Raw genomic sequence first — 6721 nt, 5'->3', positions numbered from 1 at the left:
CCACCCCACCCCAGTTGAGGCCGTCTTGCCGGCGACCCCGTTCACATCAATTCCTGTCCGAGTCATTGACGCCCGCGAACACCCTCCGTACGTTGTGGCAGCAAGCGCTTACTTGAAACGATTCACACGAGCAGACGACGACGTCGCCAGGAGGCCCGGCCATGGGGAAAAACGGGAGTGTCGAGAGGCGGACGGTCCTCAAGGCGGCCGGGGCGTCGCTCGCGGCGGCGGGGCTGGCCGCGACCACGGGCTGCGGAGGAGACGACGGAGGCTCGGGCGACGGCACGGTCGAGATCCGCTTCGCGTGGTGGGGCGCCGAGGAGCGCGCCAAGCGCATCAACCGGTCCGTCAAGCTCTTCGAGAAGAAGTACCCGAAGATCAAGGTGAAGACGGACTTCCAGGATTACGTGGCCTTTTGGGAGAAGTTCCAGACGCAGGCCGCGGGCGGAAATCCACCGGACGTATTCCAGAACGCCGTCGCATTCCTGCGGAAGTACGACAAGAGAAGTGTCCTCCTCGACCTCAAGTCGCAAGTGGAGGCGGGGAATCTGGACCTGAAGAACTTCCGTTCCGGTGTCGAGAAGGTCGGCGAGGTCGACGGAAAGCTGCTCGGTGTCCCCGTCGGCTCCAACACCATGTCGCTCGTCATCGACGAGAAAGTGTTCCGGAAGGCGGGCGTCGAGCCCGAGCAGGGCTGGACCTGGGACGAGTACTTCGCCGCGCTCAAGAAGATCCACGACACCCAGAAAGTGGCGGGCGACACCGGCTACTTCGGAATCATGTACCTCTACGACCTCTACCTCCGGCAGAACGGCAAGGCGTTCTTCACCGAGGACGGACTCGGCTTCGAGGAGACCGATCTGACTGAGTGGTGGCAGGACGGCTACAACCGCGTGAAGGCCGGGATCGTCACCGACCCGAAGAAGGTCGAGCAGCTGAAGCCCAAGTCGCCACTGGCCTCGGGTGACGGGGCGTCGGAGTTCACCTGGGACAACTTCACCGTGCGCTACACCACCGAGGGCGACAGCACCTACGGCCTGGCGCCGATCCCCACGACCGACGGCAAGGAGACCGGCCAGTACCTCGGCTCGCTGATGCTGAGCGGCTTCGCGCGCACCGAACACCCGAAGGAGGTCGCCCAGTTCATCTCCTTCATGGTGCACGACCCCGAGGTCGGCAGGATCATGGGCTACGACCGCGGCATCCTCGCCACCACCGAGCAGTTCGAGGCGTACAAGCCGACCGACGCCCCCAACCAGGCGATCGCGCGGTACGAGGAGGAGGTCGCCGAGGCCGGGCTGCTCGGCACCATCACCCCGCACCCGGCCGGCGCCGACACCGTGGAGGCCGCGTTCCTGCGCATCGCCGGCGACATGTCGACGGGCAAGACCAAGGTCTCCGACGCGGTCAAGCAGTTCTTCTCCGAGGCGAAGACCGCCCTCGCCGCCTGATGGGGACAGCCGTGTCGACCATCGTCAAGGACCCCGCGCCGGACATCGCGGACAAGCGCTCCGGTCCCCCCGCCGCCGCACGGCGGCGGGGCCGCCGGGACAACCTCGCCGGCTACCTCTTCATGTCCCCGTGGATCGCGGGCTTCCTGCTCCTGACCGCGGGGCCGATGGCCGCGTCGCTCTACTTCGCCTTCACCGACTACAACCTCTTCGACTCCCCGCGGTGGATCGGCTTCGACAACTTCGAGCGGATGCTCGACGACCCGAGGTGGCAGAAGTCGGTGGAGGTGACGGCGAAGTACGTCGTCATCGGCACCCCGCTGAAGCTGCTGCTCGCCCTGGGGGTCGCCCTGCTGCTCGCGCAGAGCCGGCGCGGTCAGGCCTTCTACCGGGCCGCGTTCTACGCCCCCTCGCTGATCGGCGCGAGCGTGTCCGTCGGCTTCGTCTGGCGGGCCCTGTTCTCCGACGACGCCGCGGTGGACCGCACGCAGTCGTTCCTCGGCCTCGACGTCGGCGGCTGGGTCGGCAACCCGGACTGGGTGCTCTACAGCCTGGTGGCGCTGACCGTCTGGCAGTTCGGCGCCCCGATGGTCATCTTCCTGGCCGGGCTGAAACAGGTGCCGAAGGAGCTGTACGAGGCGGCCGAGGTGGACGGCGCCGGACCGTTCCGGCGGTTCTGGAGCATCACTCTGCCGATGATTTCCCCGGTGCTGTTCTTCAACGTCCTGCTGGAGACCATCCACTCGTTCCAGATCTTCGGATCCGCCTACGTCGTCTCCAACGCCACCTGCGGGCCGGCCGACGCCACGCTCGTCTACACCTGTTACCTCTACCAGAAGGGCTTCAAGGAAGCCCAGATGGGCTTCGCCTCCGCGATGGCCTGGATGCTGCTGCTCGCCGTGGCGCTCGTGACGGCCGTCCTCTTCTGGTCCCAGAAGCGGTGGGTGCACTACGAGGAGGCCTCCCGATGAGCACCACGGTCACACCACCGGCCCCGGGCACGCCACCGGTCCCGGGCGCGGACGCCGTCCCGCCGGACAGGCCGCCGGCCCCCGGCCGCGCCCGCGCCGGCTCGCTCGGCTGGCACCTCGGCGCCCTGCTCGTCCTCGCGGTCGTCCTCTACCCCGTCGTCTGGGTCCTGGGTGCCTCGTTCAAGCCGAGCCGGGAGATCATCGGCAGCCTGGAGCTGTTCCCGACCGACCCGATCCTGCAGAACTTCAAGGGCCTCGCCGACGGCATCGCGGACATCTCGATCGCCACCTTCTTCCAGAACTCCCTGTTCTACGCGCTCGGTTCCGTCGCCGGCATCCTGATCTCCTGCTCGCTGACGGCGTACGCGTTCGCCCGCATCCGGTTCGCCGGGCGCAACCTGATGTTCTCGCTGATGATCGGCACGCTGCTGCTGCCGTACCACGTGCTGCTCATCCCGCAGTACGTGATGTTCCAGAAGCTCGAACTGATCAATACGTACGTGCCGCTGTTGCTCGGCAAGTACCTGGCCACCGAGGCGTTCTTCGTCTTCCTCATGGTGCAGTTCATGCGCAACCTGCCGAGGGAGCTGGACGAGGCGGCCCGGCTCGACGGCTGCGGGCACCTGCGGATCTACTGGTCGATCGTGCTGCCGCTGTGCCGCCCGGCCCTGATCACCAGCGCGATCTTCACCTTCATCAACGCCTGGAACGACTTCATGGGCCCGCTGATCTACCTCAACGAACCCGGCAAGTACACCGTCTCGCTCGGCATGATGATGTTCCGCGACCAGGAGGGCGTCGCCAACTACGGCGGCATGATCGCCATGTCGCTGGTGGCGCTGCTGCCCGTGCTGGCCTTCTTCCTCGCCTTCCAGCGCTACCTGATCGACGGCATGGCGACCTCCGGTCTGAAGGGCTGAGCCGATGACGACCCGGACGCGCACGAAGGTTCGTGCAGGCGCCGGTGCCGGGCGGGAGTCCGCCCTCGCCGAGCGGTTCGCGCTCTTCGCCGAGTGCCTGCTCACCGGGGTGTGGATCGCGGTGGCCTCGCTGCCCGTGGTCACCTACCCCGCCGCCTTCGCCGCCGGGTCGCGGCACCTGCGGCGGCGTACGTCCCACGCGGCGGGCGGCTGGCGGGAGTTCGCCGCGGACTTCCGGCTCGCCGTGCGCGGCGGGTGGCTCGCGGGGCTGGCCGGATGGGCCGCGGCGCTCGCGGTGTGGGTCGACGTCCAGGCCGTGCGCGCCGGGATCCCCGGCGGCCCGCTCGTCGGGGCCGTCGGGCTGTCCGCGCTGATCGGGCTGGCCGTCGCCGGACTGCGCGCGGCGGCGGTCTGGGAGCCCGGGGCCTCCTGGCGCGGGCTGCTCGGCGCCGCCGGACGCCGTACGGTCCTCGACCCCGCGGGGTCCTTCCTGCTCGTCGGCGGACTGGCGGTCGTGGCCGTCTCCGCCTGGTTCGTGCCGCCGCTGGCGGTCCCCGTCCTGGGGGCCGTCGCGGCGGCGGCCCTCGCCGTGGAGGAGCGCGGCCGGCGCCGCTGACCAGCGGTTCTCAGCAGGGCCGATGGGTCGGCGCCGCTCCTCTTTCTGTCATGCACCTGACTTCTCTGTAAGGATTCCCCGCAAGGAAAGGAAAGGCCATGTCCCCCCTTCCCCGCAGGTCCCTCCTCAAGGCGGCGGCCGTCGCCGGAGCCGCCGCCCAGTTCGGCCGGGCCCTCGGCGTGCAGGACGCGCACGCCGCCCAGGCCGCGCGGAGCGCCCCGGGAACCGGCGCCGCCGCCGCGGACCCGGTGACCCTGGACTGGCTGGAGGACGGCGGCCTCGGCGCGGCACCCGGCTCGACCGTGGGCGTGCCCTGGCCGAAGGGCGCGTACGGCAAGGACCAGACGTTCGCGCTGACCGACGCCGACGGCAAGGACGTGCCCGTCCAGTCCTGGCCGATCGGCTACTGGCCGGACGGCTCCCTGAAATGGACCGCCCACGCGGTCGGGTTGGGAGCGGGCAGCGGGAAGCTCACCCTCGCCGCGGGGACGCCCGCCGCGCCCGCGAAGAAGGTCACCGTCGCCAGGCGGGGCGGCTCCGTCGAGGTGTCGACCGGTGTCATCACCGTGAGGATCGGCGGGAGCGGCTCCGCCCTCGTGAGATCCGTGCTGCGCGGCTCGACGGAGATCGCCAAGGAGGGGCGTCTCGTCCTGCTGCGCCAGCCCGAGATCGAGGACGGCGACCAGGGCACACGGAAGTGCGAGCGGTTCGAGAGCGCCGTCGCACGCACCGAGGTCGAGCAGGACGGGCCGGTCCGCGCCGTCGTCCGCATCGACGGCAAGCACCGCAGGGGAAACCGGAGTTGGCTGCCCTTCTCCGTCCGGCTCTACTTCTACGCGGGAGCCGAGTCCTTCCGCATGGTGCACACGATCACCTTCGACGGCACCCAGGAGCCCGGCAGGACGAGCGGCGACTTCATCCGCGGCATCGGCGTCCGCTTCACGGTCCCGATGCGCGACGCCGCGTACGACCGGCACATCCGGATCGGCGGGGAGGGGACCGGCCTGCTGCGCGAGGCGGTCAAGGGCATCACCGGGCTGCGCCGGGACCCCGGCGCGGCCATCCGGACGGCCCAGTTCGAGGGGCAGAAGCTGCCCGACCCGTCGACCTGGGACCAGCGGGTCACCACCCGGCTCCAGTACATCCCCGAATGGGGCGACTACACCCTCTCGCAGCTCTCCGCCGACGGGTTCACGGTCCGCAAGCGGACCAAGGAGGGGCACGGCTGGATCGGCGCGGGCGGCGGCCGGCGGGCCTGCGGCTTCGGTTACGTCGGCGGCGCGAGCGGCGGATTCGCCTTCGGGCTGCGGGACTTCTGGGAGAAGTACCCGGCCCAGCTCGACATCCGCGACGCGCAGAAGGACGAGGCCGAGGTCACCCTGTGGCTCTGGTCGCCCGAGTCGCCCCCCATGGACCTGCGCTTCTACCACGACGGCATGGGCCAGGACACCTACCCCGAACAGCTCGAAGGCCTCAACATCACCTACGAGGACTACGAGCCCGGCTTCGGCACCCCCTACGGCATCGCCCGCACCAGCGAACTCCTCTTCTGGGCCCACGAGTCGACGCCGGGCGCCGAGGCGATGGCGCGGCAGGTCGCCGCCGTACGCACCCCCGCGCAGCTCGCCGCGCCGCCCCGGCACCTCGTCGCCGCGGGCGTCTTCGGCGGGCTGTTCGCCGAACCGGACCGCTCCACCCCCGCCAAGGCGAAGATCGAGGACCACCTCGACTTCCTCTTCGCCTACTACAAGGACCAGGTGGAGATGCGCCGTTGGTACGGCTTCTGGGACTACGGCGACATCATGCACACGTACGACCCCAGCAGGCACCAGTGGTGCTACGACGTCGGCGGCTACGCCTGGGACAACTCCGAGCTCTCGCCCGACCTGTGGCTCTGGTTCGCCTACCTGCGCTCCGGGCGCGCCGACATCTTCCGCTTCGCGGAGGCCATGACGCGGCACACCGGCGAGGTCGATGTCTACCACCTGGGGCAGTGGGCGGGGCTCGGCACCCGGCACGGCGTCCAGCACTACGCCGACAGCGCCAAGCAGCAGCGCATCGCCAACACCACGTACCGCCGCTACTACTACTTCCTCACCGGGGACGAACGCGTCGGCGACCTCATGCACGCCAACGTCGACTCCGACGAGACCTTCCTCGTGCTCGACCCGATCCGCAAGATCCGCACCGAGCCCTACGAGCCGGACCGCAACGCCCTCTCGATCGGCTTCGGCACCGACTGGAGCGGGCTCGTCTCCGCGTGGCTCACCGAGTGGGAGCGGCGCGGGCCCAAGTGGGAGAAGGCGAAGGCGCGGGTGCTGTCGACGATGGAGACCATCGCCGCGCAGCCCAACGGGTTCGTCCAGGGCAGCGCGCTGTACGACCTGGACACCGGGAGGTTCGCCGTCGCGGACACGGCCGTGGTGGGGGTCTCGCACCTGTCGGCCATGTTCGGGCTCGTCGAACTGAACGCCGAGCTGATCGACCAGGTCGACATGCCGGCGTTCGAGGAGGCGTGGCTCGACTACTGCCGCTACTTCAACGCGACCAAGGCCGAGCAGAAGGCCCGCTACGGGGCCGACTTCGGGTCCCTGCTGCTGTTCCAGGGGCACTCGCGGCAGGACGCGTACGCGGCGGTCGCCCTGGACGACGACGCGCTGGCCGCGCGGGCCTGGCGGCAGTTCTACAGCAGCGCCGACACCTGGGACTACAAGGAGTCGACGGACTGGTCCACCAAGAAGGTGGAGGGGCCGGTGGGGCTGG

The 6721-nt window shown here is 69.7% G+C and carries 5 protein-coding genes; all 5 read left to right on the top strand.

Annotated elements, in window-relative coordinates:
- Nucleotides 1–161 precede the first annotated feature (161 nt).
- Nucleotides 162–1451 (top strand): ABC transporter substrate-binding protein, encoded by a 1290-nt coding sequence (locus FGF04_RS37935; protein WP_149515939.1) that lies wholly within the window; start codon nt 162–164, stop codon nt 1449–1451.
- Entirely contained in the window at nt 1451–2422 is a 972-nt protein-coding gene (locus tag FGF04_RS37930; protein WP_149515938.1) for a carbohydrate ABC transporter permease, read from the top strand. The genes FGF04_RS37935 and FGF04_RS37930 overlap by 1 nt, the downstream gene beginning before the upstream one ends.
- Complete coding sequence (locus tag FGF04_RS37925; protein ID WP_235882715.1) at nt 2419–3342, top strand: carbohydrate ABC transporter permease; 924 nt, start codon at nt 2419–2421, stop codon at nt 3340–3342. Before FGF04_RS37930 ends, FGF04_RS37925 begins: the two co-directional genes overlap by 4 nt.
- Before the next feature lie 4 nt (nt 3343–3346).
- Nucleotides 3347–3958, top strand: a complete 612-nt coding sequence (locus FGF04_RS37920; RefSeq protein ID WP_149515937.1) for a hypothetical protein — start codon at nt 3347–3349, stop codon at nt 3956–3958.
- 98 nt (nt 3959–4056) lie between these two features.
- Nucleotides 4057–6721, top strand: a 2665-nt coding sequence (locus FGF04_RS37915; protein ID WP_149515936.1) for an exo-rhamnogalacturonan lyase family protein, incomplete at its 3' end; no start/stop codon positions are given.

The sequence above is a fragment of the Streptomyces apricus genome (genome assembly GCF_008369065.1).
In the GTDB taxonomy this organism is placed as follows: Bacteria; Actinomycetota; Actinomycetes; order Streptomycetales; family Streptomycetaceae; genus Streptomyces; species Streptomyces apricus.
This window is presented reverse-complemented; position numbering and strand designations above follow the sequence as displayed.